The sequence below is a fragment of the Phaeodactylibacter xiamenensis genome, assembly GCF_965229835.1.
In the GTDB taxonomy this organism is placed as follows: domain Bacteria; phylum Bacteroidota; class Bacteroidia; order Chitinophagales; family Saprospiraceae; genus Phaeodactylibacter; species Phaeodactylibacter xiamenensis.
On sequence record NZ_OZ245931.1, the window covers coordinates 5,509,482 to 5,522,624 of the forward strand.

The 13,143-nt window shown below is 51.1% G+C and carries 12 protein-coding genes and 4 tRNA genes; 9 read left to right on the plus strand and 7 right to left on the minus strand.

From position 1 onward, the window contains the following. Positions 1-21 precede the first annotated feature (21 nt). From ACO08I_RS20950 to nqrF, 3 genes are all read left to right on the plus strand, one after another. The gene (locus tag ACO08I_RS20950; protein ID WP_044148960.1) at positions 22-732 is read left to right on the plus strand and encodes an NADH:ubiquinone reductase (Na(+)-transporting) subunit D; all 711 of its coding nucleotides are present in this window, start codon (positions 22-24) and stop codon (positions 730-732) included. 33 nt (positions 733-765) lie between these two features. Beyond that, a complete protein-coding gene (nqrE, locus tag ACO08I_RS20955) occupies positions 766-1,377 on the plus strand; it encodes an NADH:ubiquinone reductase (Na(+)-transporting) subunit E (RefSeq protein WP_282782855.1) in 612 nt (203 codons plus the stop codon). Between the two features lie 106 nt (positions 1,378-1,483). After that, a complete protein-coding gene (nqrF, locus tag ACO08I_RS20960; protein ID WP_282782853.1) occupies positions 1,484-2,800 on the plus strand; it encodes an NADH:ubiquinone reductase (Na(+)-transporting) subunit F in 1,317 nt (438 codons plus the stop codon). Positions 2,801-2,909: 109 nt separating this feature from the next. Here nqrF and ACO08I_RS20965 read toward each other — a convergent pair. The 5 genes from ACO08I_RS20965 to ACO08I_RS20985 all read right to left on the minus strand — a co-directional run bounded on the left by ACO08I_RS20965 (position 2,910) and on the right by ACO08I_RS20985 (position 5,135). Then, positions 2,910-3,018 (minus strand) — tRNA-Asp (locus ACO08I_RS20965). Positions 3,019-3,060: 42 nt separating this feature from the next. Further along, a tRNA-Asp gene (locus tag ACO08I_RS20970) sits at positions 3,061-3,169 on the minus strand. A 42-nt stretch (positions 3,170-3,211) separates the two neighbouring features. After that, positions 3,212-3,320, minus strand: a tRNA-Asp gene (locus tag ACO08I_RS20975). 42 nt (positions 3,321-3,362) lie between these two features. Then, positions 3,363-3,471 (minus strand) — tRNA-Asp (locus tag ACO08I_RS20980). A 263-nt stretch (positions 3,472-3,734) separates the two neighbouring features. Further along, the gene (locus tag ACO08I_RS20985; RefSeq protein WP_044216471.1) at positions 3,735-5,135 is read right to left on the minus strand and encodes a DUF819 domain-containing protein; all 1,401 of its coding nucleotides are present in this window, start codon (positions 5,133-5,135) and stop codon (positions 3,735-3,737) included. 81 nt (positions 5,136-5,216) lie between these two features. Between ACO08I_RS20985 and ACO08I_RS20990 the strand changes: the two genes are divergently transcribed. Together ACO08I_RS20990 and lspA are read left to right on the plus strand one after the other, a co-directional pair. Beyond that, positions 5,217-5,687: a nucleoside deaminase gene (locus ACO08I_RS20990; protein WP_282775661.1), complete on the plus strand. Its 471-nt coding sequence runs from the start codon at positions 5,217-5,219 to the stop codon at positions 5,685-5,687. Beyond that, positions 5,687-6,187, plus strand: a complete 501-nt coding sequence (gene lspA, locus ACO08I_RS20995) for a signal peptidase II (RefSeq protein WP_282775660.1) — start codon at positions 5,687-5,689, stop codon at positions 6,185-6,187. Before ACO08I_RS20990 ends, lspA begins: the two co-directional genes overlap by 1 nt. A gap of 14 nt (positions 6,188-6,201) precedes the next feature. Here the strand turns inward: lspA and ACO08I_RS21000 are convergent, their stop codons facing one another. After that, positions 6,202-6,831, minus strand: a complete 630-nt coding sequence (locus ACO08I_RS21000; protein WP_282775659.1) for a trimeric intracellular cation channel family protein — start codon at positions 6,829-6,831, stop codon at positions 6,202-6,204. A gap of 147 nt (positions 6,832-6,978) precedes the next feature. On the opposite strand from ACO08I_RS21000, the gene ACO08I_RS21005 reads away from it, so the two are divergent. From ACO08I_RS21005 to ACO08I_RS21015, 3 genes are all read left to right on the plus strand, one after another. After that, the gene (locus ACO08I_RS21005; protein ID WP_421946981.1) at positions 6,979-7,902 is read left to right on the plus strand and encodes a universal stress protein; all 924 of its coding nucleotides are present in this window, start codon (positions 6,979-6,981) and stop codon (positions 7,900-7,902) included. Positions 7,903-8,060: 158 nt separating this feature from the next. Next, positions 8,061-8,441 (plus strand): hypothetical protein, encoded by a 381-nt coding sequence (locus ACO08I_RS21010; RefSeq protein WP_152604901.1) that lies wholly within the window; start codon positions 8,061-8,063, stop codon positions 8,439-8,441. Beyond that, entirely contained in the window at positions 8,438-8,854 is a 417-nt protein-coding gene (locus tag ACO08I_RS21015; protein ID WP_282775658.1) for an HPP family protein, read from the plus strand. The genes ACO08I_RS21010 and ACO08I_RS21015 overlap by 4 nt, the downstream gene beginning before the upstream one ends. 107 nt (positions 8,855-8,961) lie before the next feature. On the opposite strand, the gene alaS is transcribed toward ACO08I_RS21015, so the two are convergent. Next, complete coding sequence (alaS, locus tag ACO08I_RS21020) at positions 8,962-11,589, minus strand: alanine--tRNA ligase (RefSeq protein WP_421946982.1); 2,628 nt, start codon at positions 11,587-11,589, stop codon at positions 8,962-8,964. Between the two features lie 555 nt (positions 11,590-12,144). On the opposite strand from alaS, the gene ACO08I_RS21025 reads away from it, so the two are divergent. Then, positions 12,145-13,122: a M23 family metallopeptidase gene (locus ACO08I_RS21025; RefSeq protein WP_282775656.1), complete on the plus strand. Its 978-nt coding sequence runs from the start codon at positions 12,145-12,147 to the stop codon at positions 13,120-13,122. The last annotated feature ends 21 nt before the right edge of the window (positions 13,123-13,143 follow it).

A 13,143-nucleotide genomic window follows, 5' to 3' on the forward strand; every position in this document is an offset into this window, starting at 1 on the left:
TCACATAAAAACAAGAAAACAATGGCTGAGACTGCTGTAAAAGAGAAAGAGTCGGTATTTCAGTTTGGCAAAAAAGAGCGCAAGCTGCTCACCGACCCACTCAACGACAACAACCCAATCACCGTGCAGGTACTGGGCATTTGTTCTGCCCTGGCGGTAACCTCTCTGGTTTACCCTTCACTCGTGATGGCCATTGCGGTAATTTTCGTTACTGCTTTTTCCAGCTTGTTCACTTCCCTGCTGCGGAACTACATTCCCAAGTCGGTACGTATGATTGTTCAGCTGGTCATTATCGCCTCGCTGGTAACGGTGGTGGAACTGACCCTGAAGTACCTGAACTATCCGGTCTATAAGCAATTGTCTGTTTATATCGGTCTGATCATCACCAACTGTATCGTAATGGGCCGCCTGGAAGCTTTCTCCATGGCAAACAAGCCCTGGCGTTCTTTCCTCGATGGTGTGGGCAATGGCCTGGGCTACGGTGTGATTCTGGTGGCAGTAGGTGTGGTGCGTGAACTGTTCGGCAAAGGCAGCCTGTTTGCCGGTAGCCCGATTGAGCTGAAAATTATTGGCCCAACTGCTGATTACCTGGTGAATACGACAGACAGCATGCTGTTTGGCTGGTACGCCAACAACAACCTGATGGTACTGCCGGCTTCGGCTATGTTTATCATCGGCATCATGATCTGGATTCAGCGCAGCTACAATACCAAGCTCGTTGACGTATCCTAATAACCAAACGCAAATCCTCAACAAAGAGTAACAATGGAATTTCTAAATACTTTCATTAAAGCGGCTTTCATCGAGAACCTGGTCCTGGCTTACTTCCTGGGCATGTGTTCTTACCTGGCCGTGTCAAAGAGTGTGCAAACGGCGTTTGGTCTTGGACTGGCCGTGATTTTCGTACTGGGTATCACCATGCCGATCAACTGGCTGATCAGTGAGTACTTATTGAGTGAGTCCGGATTGCTGGGCGTTGACCTCACTTTCCTGCGGTTCATTCTCTTTATTGCTGTAATCGCCTCTATGGTGCAGTTAGTGGAGATGGTGGTGGAGAAGTATTCACCTTCTCTTTACAGTGCCCTGGGTATTTTCCTTCCGCTGATTACTGTAAACTGTGCCATCCTTGGTGGTTCGCTCTTTATGGTGTCCCGGGAGTACACCCTGTCAAATGCAGTTGCATTCGGTTTGGGCGGTGGCTTCGGCTGGTTCCTGGCGATCATCGCGATTGCTGCCATCCGTGAGAAAATCCGCTACTCCAATGTGCCGCCTGCGCTGCGCGGTCTGGGGATGGCTTTCATCCTGACCGGGCTGATGGGCATCGCTTTCATGAGCCTTATGGGGATTGACCCGGCGGCGTTCACCACCAATGGCTAAAACCCTTTGGCTGGACTGACGGTACGATGACAACAACTTTCAAAAGCTGTAGTTATCTTTAGGACTGTCAGGAGTTCAATTTAACAGATACAAAACCTAAGATAGAATGACCACGATCGTATTTGCTGTAGTTGTGTTCAGCCTTGTGATTCTGGCACTGTCTTTCATGTTGATCGCTGCGCGCAAGCGTCTTGTCCCCCAGGGTGACGTTAAGATCATCGTGAATGGCGATGAAGAGAATCCAATGCTGGTAAAGCCAGGATCGTCCCTGTTGGGCGCCCTGTCTGATAAAAGCATATTCCTGCCTTCCGCTTGCGGTGGAGGTGGCACTTGTGCCATGTGTGAATGCCACATAGACGAAGGTGGGGGAGATGTCCTGCCTACTGAACTTAACCACCTTACCCGCCGGGAAGTAGCTGAAAACAAGCGCCTTGCATGTCAGGTGAAGGTCCGTCAGGATATGCGTATCCGCATCCCTGAAGAAATCTTTGGTATTAAGAAGTGGGAATGTGAAGTGGTCTCTAACTACAACGTTGCTTCTTTTATTAAGGAGTTCGTCGTTCGCCTTCCTGAAGGAGAAACACTTGATTTCGAATCAGGTGGATACATTCAAATTGATGTTCCTAAGGTAGAGGTGGATTTCAAGAATTTTGATATCACCGCTCACCCAAGGATGACTGATAAAGCGCCTGACGAGTATCAGGAAGAGTGGGACAACTTCAAGATGTGGGACCTCAAAATGAAAAATGATGAGGAGCAATTCCGCGCCTACTCTATGGCTAACCACCCGGCAGAAGGTAACATCGTGATGCTGAACATCCGTATCGCGACACCACCATGGGACCGCAAGAATAATACCTGGATGCAGGTTAACCCGGGCGTCTGTTCTTCTTACGTTTTCAATCAAAAGCCCGGTGATAAAGTAGTGGTATCTGGTCCTTACGGCGAGTTCTTTATCAAGCCAACTAAAAAGGAAATGGTCTACATCGGTGGTGGTGCAGGAATGGCACCGCTGCGGTCGCACATCTTCCACCTTTTCCACACGCTAAAGACAAAAGACCGTAAAGTATCTTACTGGTACGGTGGCCGTTCCAAGCGCGAGCTCTTCTACACGCAGGACTTCCGCGAAATTGAGCAGGAGTATGATAACTTCAGCTACCATATCGCCCTTTCTGATACTAAAGTGGCTAACGAGGTAGATAAGTGGAAAGTCAAAGAAGACATTAACGATAAATCAGGTGACGGCTACCTCGGCTTCATCCACCAGGTGCTATATGATAACTACCTGAAGGACCATCCGGAGCCGGAAGAAATTGAGTACTACCTTTGTGGCCCGCCACTCATGCTGCAGGCTGCAATGAAAATGCTTGATGACCTCGGCGTACCTGAGGAGAACATCGCATTTGACGACTTCGGAAGCTAAACCGAAGGCACCACGATAAAAAATAAAGCCGCTTCCAAAGGGAGCGGCTTTTTTGCGTTAAGTGCCTGTTGTAAATTTAGGTAAAGGGGAATGACAGATGAAGATATTGCTGTAAGGGCAGGACTCGAACCTGCACGGAGTGGTTTTGCCCGGAGGCTAGTCCCATAATCTCCACCCCCGAGACGGGAGGGCGCGGCTGCCAGTTTCGCCACCTCACAGTATTGAGAAAAACCAAAGCGCTGCATTTAGCGCCTGAATTGCTGTAAGGGCAGGATTCGAACCTGCACGGAGTGGTTTTGCCCGGAGGCTAGTCCCATAATCTCCACCCCCGAGACGGGAGGGCGCGGCTGCCAGTTTCGCCACCTCACAGTATTGAGAAAAACCAAAGCGCTGCGTTTAGCGCCTGAATTGCTGTAAGGGCAGGACTCGAACCTGCACGGAGTGGTTTTGCCCGGAGGCTAGTCCCATAATCTCCACCCCCGAGACGGGAGGGCGCGGCTGCCAGTTTCGCCACCTCACAGTATTGAGAAAAACCAAAGCGCTGCATTTAGCGCCTGAATTGCTGTAAGGGCAGGATTCGAACCTGCACGGAGTGGTTTTGCCCGGAGGCTAATCCCATAATCTCCACCCCCGAGACGGGAGGGCGCGGCTGCCAGTTTCGCCACCTCACAGTATTTTTGAAAATTTGCAACGCTTTTGCTGCTTTTGATAATACAAATCTAAGGCAAGCTTTGTTTTATTGCAAATTTGATAAGAAAAAATAAAAATAAATAGAACGGAATCAAAATTAAGCGGGCTTTATTGGTAATATGCCAATAAAGCCCGCGATATGTGGTGGGTTTTTGAAAATTTCAAAAGAAGAGGACGAGCTTTGGTGTTTTATAAGGTAAAAGTGTCTTTTCGTTGCATAAAATGTAAAGCTGGACGGTTGTGGCTAGCCCACGGCTACGGATTGCATTAAAAAGGCACAGATCAAAGCTCCGTAAGTACCCAACGCATACCCCAGCACCGCCATTAGTACACCCACAGGGGCAAGAGCCGGGCTGAAGGCAGAAGCTACAATTGGCGCAGAAGCGGCACCGCCCACGTTCGCCTGACTGCCCACCGCTACGAAGAAGAAAGGAGCCCGGATGATTTTGGCCGTTATGAGCAGCGTCGATACGTGAATGAGCATCCAAACGATACCGATAGCAAAAAGCCCCAGGTTTTGAAGCACCTCGCCCAGGTTCATTTTCATACCTATAGTTGCTACCAGGATGTAGATGAACACACTACCCCAGCGTGAAGCCCCAACGCCCTCCAGTTTTCTGGCATTGGAAAAGGATAACACCAGGCCCATGGTAGTGGCAATAACAATCAGCCAGAAGAATCCTGACATGAGGGAGTTCATCCGGGCGGCTTCCAGCGCTGCTTTGAATTGGCTGACCCAGGGTACGATTACATCAGCGCCCCAGTGTGCCAGGGCGACTCCTCCGAAGCTTACTGCGAGCAACACAAAGGTCTCCGTAGTGGAAGGAATCTTTGCCACACTCGCCTGATAGTCAGAAACGCGCTGCTTGAGGTCGGTGATAGCGCTATTGTCTGCTTTGAGGCGGCGGTCCAGCTTATCCGAAATGCTGGCCCCGTAGAGCAGGAAGCCCATCCAGATATTGGCTACCACAACGTCCACCACAATCATGGAAGCAAAGAGGTTGTCTTTTACATCAAAAATCTCTTTCATGGCCGTTTGGTTGGCACCACCGCCGATCCAGCTACCTGCTACCGTAGACAATCCCCGCCAGAGCTCGTCGTTCGTGACCGGGATGAGGTCAGGGAAGACATTAACGATGAGCAGCAGTGCAATAGGGCCGCCGAGTATAATGCCAAAGGTAGCTGCTACAAACATGATAAGTGCCTTTGGGCCAAGGTTCAAAATGCCCTTGAAGTCAATACCCAGGCACAACAGCACCAGACTGGCTGGCAGCAGATAGCGGGAAGCTACAAAGTAAAGCTGTGATTTGACCACGAACTTTTTCAGGTCTTCCTTCGGGATATTTTGATCGGTAATAATCTGTTTGAGGGTGCTCCAGCTGGCATTTTCTGTGAGGTTGGGGGCAATACCGCTGTCACGGAAGTGCTCTGCCATAGCCCCAAGATCATACCACGAAGGAGCAATCAGCCCAAGTGGCCAGTGTAGCAAGGCTGGGAGGAAGTAACACAGCAAAAGCGGGGGCACGTAGGTATAGAATTTCTTCCAGCCCGGTTTTTCGCTGGCAGAAGTCACAAAAACCAGGGCCAGCACACTAATGAGCAGCCCGAGAATCACCGCATCGTTGGTAAAGAAAGGTTGTGTCATTTTTCGTTGGATGTTCGTTGGCCTAAATATACCAATTTCCATCTCCCTGCGTAAATCGTATCTTGCAGGCAAAAATCCGGTATGGAGGATCAGGACTTTATGAGCGTCGCCATAGCACTGGCCAAGGCAGGGGTTGAGCAAGGCCTGGGTGGCCCCTTTGGTGCGGTTGTGGTAAAAGATGGCGTCATTATCGGCAGGGGGCAAAACCGGGTGCTGGCTGATGCAGACCCTACTGCTCATGCTGAGGTGGTGGCAATCCGGGATGCCTGTGCGCACCTGGGCAGTTTTCAGCTTGACGGCTGTACCCTGTACACTTCCTGCGAGCCCTGCCCCATGTGCCTGGGTGCCATCTATTGGGCGCGCCCTGCCCGTATGGTCTATGCCTGTACGCGGCACGATGCAAGCGCAGTAGGCTTTGATGACGGAATGATTTACGAAGAGCTTAACCGGCCCATGGAAGAGCGCCGTATTCCCACACAGCAGTGCATGCGCAATGAAAGCCTGGAAGCTATGGAGCTTTGGGCCCGCAAAACTGATAAAACCGAATACTAATGATGAACTTCACTGTAGATGGCAAACGGATAGCGCTCGTGCTGGGCGTAGTGATTGCCAATATCGTGCTCGATCAGGTTACCAAAAGCATGGCCCGGGAGCAACTCATGGGCGCCGGGCAGATTTCCTACCTGGGTGATTTCTTCCGCCTCTCCTTTGTAGAGAACCGGGGGGCTTTCCTCAGCCTTGGTGCTGATATGTCGGAGCAGCTCCGCTATTGGGGCCTGAAAGTCCTGCCTGTTCTGCTTCTGATCGGGCTGCTGGGGTATACACTGTTCTCCCCAAACCTGAGCAAGCTGCAAATCCTGGCCTTTGCCTTTATCCTGGGCGGTGGCATCAGTAATGTGTACGACCGGCTCCTTTACAATCAGGTCGTCGATTTTATGAATATGGGCTTCCCCAACCTGCGCACCGGCATTTTTAATTTTGCCGATGTCTCTATTATGGTGGGGCTGGGGCTGATGCTGCCGGAGTTGTTCCGGCGGCCTTCGGAAAAGTAGAAGGCCTTTTCTTTTCAGCTGTCTTCAGAAGGGTTAGACGTCCGTCCCGCTTCCGGCAAGCCCCAGTGATAGCGGACCGCTACGATGCGAAGGGCAATGATGAACAGTACGGTGCTCATCACGCTGTAGTCGTAGGGCAGACCGGTCTGCCGGAGGATGAGGAAAAGCACTGCACCTGCCAGACAAGCCGTGGCGTAAATCTCACTTCTGAAAATCAGCGGCTCCACATTGCAAAGCGTATCACGGATGACCCCGCCGAATACGGCAGACACCGTGCCCATCATCACCGCGATGACCGGCGATATACCAAAGTCAAGCGTTTTGGTCAGCCCTAAAATGGTAAACAAGCCAATCCCGATGGTGTCGAATAGAAACATCGTACGCCTAAGCTTGTAGATATACGGCTGGAAAAGATAACCAAAGGAAGCCCCGCAACCGATGGCGATAAGGTAGTTGAGGTCCTGCATCCATCCCACCGGCGTTGCCCCGATAAGCATATCCCGCACACTGCCGCCACCTACCGCGGTGATAAAAGCGATGACAAACCCGCCAAACAGGTCAAACCGCTTATTGGCTGCCGTCAGCATTCCGCTAATGGCAAAGACAAAAGTCCCCACGATATCCAGTGCGTAAATCAGGTCCATGCTTGATGCCTTTGCGGCAAATGTACAGCCATTTGATAAAAGTCATCATGTGGCTTTGATTATTATCATCGCAACTAAGGTGGGTGAAGTCTACATTTGGGGTAGTGAAAATACCTAACCATTATGATGTCCTTAAGCCAAGCCACAATGAGTACAAGCAAAAGCCAAAAAATAGAACCTTTCCAGATTCGGCAGGGGATGCTTGCCCTGGAGCTGGGAAGTACGGACAGCAAAACCCTGGAGTACCTTGACTTTCTGACAGGTCAGGTGCCTACCGGGGCGATTTATTTCCTGCATGTGCTGCCTCGGTTTGATGTGCTGAATTCTATGCTGGGCCGCGAAGCGGAGGGCATGATCAGCAATTACGAGATCAACGATGAGGTAGTGACAAAGATGGACCGGGAGATTCGTGCCCGGATGAGCACGCACGAAGGCATGCATGTGGAATTCGATGTCAAGGAAGGCTCCCCATTAGAGCAACTGCTGGAAGATGCCAAGGATGTGAACGCTGACTTGGTCATTATCGGGCAGAAGAGCGGAGTGAGCCGGCACGGGATTTTGGCCAAGAACCTGGCCCGCCGCGCACCTGGCAACACCCTGATCGTACCCGATCGTTCCAAGGTACAGCTCAAGCGTATCCTGGTACCGATTGACTTCTCGCCGCATTCCATCAACGCTATGCGCAATGCGCTGGCCCTGAACGAAAGCCTGGAAACACCCGCTGAAATTGTTGCGGTCAACATCTACGAGATGCCCAACCTCAGCGTATACAAAATTCAGCGCACCCGGGCACAGTTCGAAAAAATGCTGCGGAAAGACCACGAAGAAGCCTTCGAAGCTTTTCTGAACACGCATTTCCCGGACCAAAAAGAGCAAATCCGCATCGAACTCATCATGCAGGAAGCACCGGGCATCGCCCAGTACCTGATGGAGTTTGCTACAGCAGAGGAGGCGGATATGATCGTCATGGGCGCCAAAGGGCACTCCAAAGTCGAATTGCTCCTGCTCGGTAGCGTCACAGAAAAGCTGCTGGCTATTAATGAGCACATCCCGACCCTTGTGGTCAAGTAAGATACCATACCATACCCTAACCAGGTATTAAGAATCTATTTAGTGAGGTTAGTTTTTCGGGAGGCCGCCAAAATCAGATTTTGGCGGCCCTTTCCCTCAGCCTCAGCCAAATTCAACCAAATCAGGCGCAGCCCGGCTGTGCAGCAAAAGTCAATGCCATGATCATTTCTGATAGCAAAACTATACGTGATATTCAGGCCGAATTCCACCGGACTTTCCCGGGGTTGAAAATTGAATTTTACAAACAGGCGCACGAGTCTGGTCAGGGCTCGCCGGTCAAAGAGCGGATTGATGCGGACCTGAAGCTTAAGTTTGTGCGGGAGGTACATAATAAAGAGGATTTCGAAATCGACCCATCTATGACCGTGGCTTCCTTCGAGCAGCTTATGGCGGACCGTTTCGGCCTCAACGTACAGGTCTTCCGCAAATCCGGTAATCTGTGGATGCAAACTACCTCTACAGACCACTGGGCACTGCGGGAACAAAACCGTAAAGGTGCCTCCTCTGAAAGTCACTACAACGAAAAGCACAACGTATGATCACATCAACGGTCGCAGTAAGCGATATTATGACCAGAAATGTTCTTTTTGCGAAGCCCGGGCAGGCCTTTGCCGAAATAGCCCGCCTTTTTGCAGAAATGGACATCCACCACCTGCCTGTCACCGATGAGGATGGCAAGCTGATTGGTATCATCAGCGCTAATGATGTGATGCGTGGTTTTAGCCGACGGCTTTTTAACAGCCCCGACGGCTCGATTCCCCTTGATCAATCTCTGACCGTTGCTGACCTGATGACGAGCACCCCGGTCTATTTAACGCCGGCTAATTCCATTCAAAAAGCCGCAGAATTATTTGCGCGCCACCGCATTCAGTGCCTCCCGGTAGTGGAAGGCACCAAGGTGGTAGGCATTATCACGACGCGCGACCTGGTGAAACATTTCGCCGGTATCTAAGATTAAATTGGCTTTTGCGACTAGGATGAGGGGCGGCTGCCATTGATTGGTGGCTGCCCTTTTCTATCGGGTATATTCCCAACATAGTCTTAGCCCTCCAGCCTTTCCTAACCTAATACCAAATCCCTGGCATTGGCCAGTGCTTTGTCCAAACCATTGGCATCTTTACCGCCCGCAGAAGCAAAGAACGGCTGTCCGCCTCCGCCACCTTTGATAGCCTTGGCCAGTTCCCGGATCATATTCCCGGCATGCAGGCCGTGGCTTTCCGTCAATGATTTGCTGATTACAATGGTGAGCTGTGGCTTGCCGTTGGCTACTGCTCCAAAAATGATGAAGGCATTGCCCAGCTCCTCCTCCAGTTGGTAGGCGAGGGTTTTTATCGCATTGGCATCATCAAGTGGCAGTTTGGCGCTGAGGAAATTGACATCGCCAATGGTTTCCACCTTTTCCTTCAGCCCGCCTTTGAGGGCATTGGCTTGTTCGGTGCGCAGGCGCTCCACCTCTTTTTTTAGGGCTTTGTTTTCATCCTGAAGGGCGGCCACACTTTTGGCGGCATCCTTTGGGCTTTTCAGCAGTTGGCGCACGTCCTGCAGGGCGTCCAGTTCCTTTTGGATGTAGGTCGCCGCGTGGTCGGCTGTAACCGCTTCGATACGGCGTACCCCGGCAGCAACGGCGCTTTCAGACAATATTTTGAAGAGGCCGATCTCACCAGTGGCAGCTACATGCGTACCTCCGCAAAGCTCGCGGGAGAAATCGCGGTCGAAGGTGATGATGCGGACGTTATCTCCATACTTTTCACCGAATAGCATTAGCGCACCGGAGGCTTTGGCTTCTTCGATAGGCACCTCGCGTTCTTCTTCCAGCTGAATGTTGCGGCGTATTTGCGCATTGACGCGGTCTTCCACCTGCTGTACTTCCCCGGCTGTCATACTTTGGAAATGGGAAAAGTCGAAGCGCAGGCGTTTGTCGTCTACGTTCTGCCCTTTCTGCAGTGCATGCTCGCCCAGGATTTCGTGCAGGGCAGCGTGCATAAGGTGTACGGCGGAGTGGTTGCTCGCGGTAGCCTGCCGCCTGACTGTATTCACCTCGGCACGTACCGGCGCTTCTATATTTTCCGGGAAGGCTTTGACGATGTGAATGATCAGCTCGTTTTCCTTTTGGGTATCAATGACCGGCACCTTCTCTTCCCCGAAGAAGAGCAGGCCGGTATCCCCTGCCTGTCCGCCGCTCTCTGCGTAGAAAGGGGTACGGTTCAGGACCACCTGGAATTGTTTCTTCTGCTTGATATCGACAGTTCGGTATTTGAGAACGTGAGCGCCCTCTACCATCAGGTGGTCATAACCTACAAACTCCACTTCTTCGCCATCGCGGACGATATGCCAGTCGCCTACTTTTTTGTGAGCATCAGCACGGGCGCGGGCTTTTTGGGCTGCGAGTGCGGCTTCGAAGCCTGCTTCATCCACTTTCAGCATCCGCTCTTCGGCCATCAGGCGGGTAAGGTCGATGGGAAAACCGTAGGTATCGTAAAGGCTGAAGGCATCTTCTCCCTGAATGACGCCGTCTTTGGGTTCAATGCTTTCGAAGCGGCTAATGCCTTTTTCGAGGGTATTCAGGAAGGTCTTTTCTTCTGCTTCAATGATCTTGGCGATCTGCCCCTGCTGCGCTTTGAGTTCAGGGAAGAAATTGCCCATTTCGGCCACCATTACCGGCAGCAGCTGATGGATCATTGGGGCATTTACATCGAGGAAGGAATAGTAGTACCGTACCGCCCGGCGGAGGATACGCCGGATAACGTAGCCCGCCCCGGTATTGCTTGGCAACTGCCCATCGGCAATAGTGAAGGCCACAGCCCGCAGGTGATCGGCCACCACCCGCATCGCCATGTCTGATTTGGCGTCCGGGGTAAAGCTGCCACCGTATTTTTTGCCGGTCAATTCTTCGATTTTGCGGATGATGGGGGTGAAGACATCTGTATCGTAGGTGACGGTCTTGCCCTGCAGCACCATGCAGAGGCGCTCAAAGCCCATGCCGGTATCGACATGAGAGGCTTTCAGCTTTTCCAGTGAGCTATCCGCCTTACGGTTGAACTGAATGAAGACGTTGTTCCAGATTTCGATGACTTCCGGGTGGTCCATATTCACCAGGTCCCGGCCCGGTACTTCTGCCTTGCGGGCATCGCTGCGCAGATCGATGTGGATTTCGGAGCAGGGGCCACAGGGACCTGTATCGCCCATCTCCCAGAAGTTATCTTTTTTATTGCCGTAGAGGATGTGGTCCTCCGGCAGGTATTCCAGCCAGAAAGACTTGGCCTCTTCATCGGCAGGGAGCCCCTCTTCCTCGTCGCCCCCAAAGACGGTGGCGTAGAGGTTCTCTTTGGGGATGTTGTAGACCTCGGTTAGCAGTTCCCATGACCAGGCGATGGCTTCCTTTTTGAAATAATCGCCGAAGGACCAGTTGCCCAGCATTTCGAACATCGTGTGGTGGGTACCATCGCGGCCCACATCTTCGAGGTCGTTGTGCTTACCGGATACCCGCATGCACTTTTGCGTATCCGCAATACGCGGCACTTCGGGCGTTTGGTTGCCCAGGAAGTAATCTTTGAACTGATTCATCCCGGCATTAGTAAACATCAGGGTCGGGTCATCCTTGCTGACGATAGGAGCTGAAGGGACAATTTTATGCCCTTTCGATTCAAAAAAATCCAGAAAAGCCTGTCTGATCTCTTGTGCGGTCATGTATTTCTTGCTTTTGAAGGGGCGAAGATAGCAGTAAGTCTGCAGTTTTGGAAAGCTCCGAACGGCTATTTATTGCAGGAAAAGGAAATGTTAAATATTCTTAAATAATGATGATTTCCTAAGTTGTTTGCGCATATTTGTGAATCGGTAAAACCGAATCCTACCCATGAACAGGATGAACAATCCTCTGATTACCCAATTTGCTATATACACTCAACCCCATTTACCCTTCGAGACATGTATTTTGCATGGATTGAGTTTCATTATTTTGTAAACACATGGGTCAAGGTTTCGTTTTTTGATTACAAAAAGTGCAAAAGTAGTTCGCTACGTTTTGTAATGCCAAAAGTGGCAGTTACATTTGGCGCTGCCCGGTAAAAGCTGAACCGGGAACTGAGAACGAACACAAGCTACGTTAAGCCACTTTTGGAGGGAACACAAAGTGTGCTTGCGGGGGGAACCTAAATTTCAGTAACTATTTACTCAAAAAAGTGCCGGCATGGCATTGGATTTGACAACTGACTTTTGGTTTCATTTGGCTAAGACATAACACGCATGGGAAAAGAAAAATTTGTTTACAACACGCAGACGCTCCGATACGAAAAAGTAGAGGAGACGACGACGCAGAAAGTGTTGAGATGGCTTGGGTTTACTTGTGCAGTCGTTGTTGCTGCATTTTTCCTCAAAGTAGCAGCTGATAAATGGCTGCCTTCCCCACAGGAACGGGCGCTCCGGCAGGAGATCAAGTTCATGGAGGAAAATTACAAGGAACTGCAGGAAGAATTGGGACAGCTTCGTACTGTCCTCAATGGCGTACAGGAGCGCGATGCTTATGCGCACCGCATGGTCTTCGGAATGGACCCTATCGATGAGGGGGTCTGGGAAGGCGGCGTTGGCGGTCACGATAAGTACGAGAACCTTCGTCAGTTTTCTACAGGAGATCTTATGGCTGAAGTTTCTCAGGATGTGGACATGCTGAAGCGTCAGCTCGACCTTCAGTCCCGCTCCCTCGATACTATCCTTAATATGGCTAAAGAGAAGGAAAAAATGCTTGCCGCTATTCCTTCTATCAAGCCTGTCCGTTCTGATAAGCTGGCACGCAAGGTTGGCTTGCTTTCTGGTTTTGGACGGCGCATCCATCCGATCTACAAAATACCCAAGATGCACTATGGTATCGACTTTACAGCACCAAAAGGTACTCCAATTCAGGCTACCGGTGCAGGTAAAGTGATCAAAGCCGGGCGGGGCACCGGATACGGCAACCGGGTGATCATTGACCACGGCTACGGATATCAAACCCTCTATGCGCACATGAAGCGCATTGATGTCAAGGAGGGCGATATGGTGGTACGCGGTGATCAGATCGGTCTGGTGGGCAATACAGGCGCATCTACAGCGCCTCACTGCCACTATGAAGTTACGGTGAATGGCGAAAAAGTCAACCCTATTCACTATTGTATGGATGGATTGACGCCTGAGGAGTATCAGGAGCTGGTCCGTGCGGCGGAAATGCCAAACCAATCATTTGATTAAACAATCAGGAAAATATACTTA

What these genes read in the sequence shown, in the direction of transcription:
- ACO08I_RS21010 (WP_152604901.1), top strand. Translation starts at nt 8,061, where the DNA reads ATGATCATTTCTGATAGCAAAACTATACGTGATATTCAGGCCGAATTC.
- nqrF (WP_282782853.1), top strand. Translation starts at nt 1,484, where the DNA reads ATGACCACGATCGTATTTGCTGTAGTTGTGTTCAGCCTTGTGATTCTG.
- ACO08I_RS21015 (WP_282775658.1), top strand. Translation starts at nt 8,438, where the DNA reads ATGATCACATCAACGGTCGCAGTAAGCGATATTATGACCAGAAATGTT.
- ACO08I_RS21025 (WP_282775656.1), top strand. Translation starts at nt 12,145, where the DNA reads ATGGGAAAAGAAAAATTTGTTTACAACACGCAGACGCTCCGATACGAA.
- ACO08I_RS20990 (WP_282775661.1), top strand. Translation starts at nt 5,217, where the DNA reads ATGGAGGATCAGGACTTTATGAGCGTCGCCATAGCACTGGCCAAGGCA.
- alaS (WP_421946982.1), bottom strand. Translation starts at nt 11,589, where the DNA reads ATGACCGCACAAGAGATCAGACAGGCTTTTCTGGATTTTTTTGAATCG.
- ACO08I_RS20985 (WP_044216471.1), bottom strand. Translation starts at nt 5,135, where the DNA reads ATGACACAACCTTTCTTTACCAACGATGCGGTGATTCTCGGGCTGCTC.
- ACO08I_RS21005 (WP_421946981.1), top strand. Translation starts at nt 6,979, where the DNA reads ATGAGTACAAGCAAAAGCCAAAAAATAGAACCTTTCCAGATTCGGCAG.
- ACO08I_RS20950 (WP_044148960.1), top strand. Translation starts at nt 22, where the DNA reads ATGGCTGAGACTGCTGTAAAAGAGAAAGAGTCGGTATTTCAGTTTGGC.
- ACO08I_RS21000 (WP_282775659.1), bottom strand. Translation starts at nt 6,831, where the DNA reads ATGGACCTGATTTACGCACTGGATATCGTGGGGACTTTTGTCTTTGCC.
- lspA (WP_282775660.1), top strand. Translation starts at nt 5,687, where the DNA reads ATGATGAACTTCACTGTAGATGGCAAACGGATAGCGCTCGTGCTGGGC.
- nqrE (WP_282782855.1), top strand. Translation starts at nt 766, where the DNA reads ATGGAATTTCTAAATACTTTCATTAAAGCGGCTTTCATCGAGAACCTG.